Annotated in this window: 1 protein-coding gene; it reads left to right on the top strand. The window is 69.4% G+C overall.

What is annotated here, in order from left to right:
- Window positions 1-1381, top strand: a 1381-nt coding sequence (locus tag ACTMVF_RS42345) for a condensation domain-containing protein (protein WP_441276422.1), incomplete at both ends; no start/stop codon positions are given.

Here is a 1381-nt window from a genome sequence, read left to right as displayed (position 1 = left end):
TCTGCGTGGGCGGGATGTCGTCGTGGCGGGGGAGGAGTATGCGGCCCGTGAGCGGGCGCGTGGCTTCGAGCTGAGTGTCGCGCCGCTGCTGCGGTTCTGCGCGCATGTGGAGTCGGATGACGCGTGGCGGCTGACGGTCAGTCACTGTCATGCGGTGACCGAGGGCTGGACGCTGAACACGTTCCTGATGGAACTCCTCGACGTCTACGGCCAGTTGAGGGACGGTGGCGAGGTCGCGCCGTACGCGGCCCCGTCCGTGCGCTATGCCGACTACATCGCCGCCGAACTCACCTCCCTGGCAAGCGCGGACGACCGTGCCTTCTGGCAGGACGTCGTCGGCACCCACACCCCGCTGCGTCTCCCGGCCGCCTGGGCCGACACCGACGGCGACAACACCGATCGCTACTGGGTCCAGGCCCCCTTCGGCGATCTGGAGGACGGCCTCCAGCGCCTGGCGGAACGAGCCGGGGCCTCGCTGAAGAGTGTGCTGTTGGCGGCGCATCTGAAGGTGTTGTCGACGGTGACGACGGAGGACGCCTTCCACACGGGTGTCGTCTACCACGGCCGTCTTGAGGCCCCGGATGCGGAGCGCGTCCTGGGCATGCACCTCAACACGCTGCCGTTCCCGGCGACCCGGCCCACCGGCACCTGGCAGGAACTGGTGCAGCGGGTGTTCGCGCAGGAAACGGAGATCTGGGCCCACCGCCGCTACCCCCTGCCCGCCATCCAGCGGGACTCGGGCGAGACCCAGCGCCTGATCACCACCCTCTTCGACCACCAGAACTTCCACCAGGTCGACACCGACGTCGTCGACACGGCGTCGACCCAGGACGCGGGCGGCAATGAGTTCGCGCTGAGCGCGATCGCGGCCGCCGGCAACATCAACCTCGGTTCGACGACGCAGATCGTCAGCCGTGCGGACATGCGGCGCCTGGCCTCGATGTACCGGCGGGTCCTGGAGGCGATGGCCGCTGATCCGGGCGGTGACGCGGGTGCCGTGTATCTGCCGGAGGGTGAGGAGGAGCGCCTGCTGGGTGAGTGGGGTGCGACGGTCGAGGTGCCGGTCGGTCGGCGGGTGCACGAGGTGTTCGCCGAGCAGGCCGCCCGTACGCCCGACCACACCGCTGTGACCTGCGGCGACCAGCATCTGACGTACGCCGAACTGGACGCGCGCGCCAACCGGATCGCCCACCATCTGATCAGCCTCGGCGCCGGTCCGGAGACGCTCGTCGGGCTTTCGCTGGAGCGGGGGATCGATCTGATTCCGTCGCTGTTGGGTGTGCTGAAGTCGGGGGCGGCGTATCTGCCGTTGGATCCGGCGAATCCGGATGAGCGGCTGGCGACGATCCTGGAGGATGCGGCCGCGCCGATCCTGGTGACG

The organism is Streptomyces sp. SD31 (assembly GCF_052068475.1).
In the GTDB taxonomy this organism is placed as follows: Bacteria; Actinomycetota; Actinomycetes; order Streptomycetales; family Streptomycetaceae; genus Streptomyces.
This window is presented reverse-complemented; position numbering and strand designations above follow the sequence as displayed.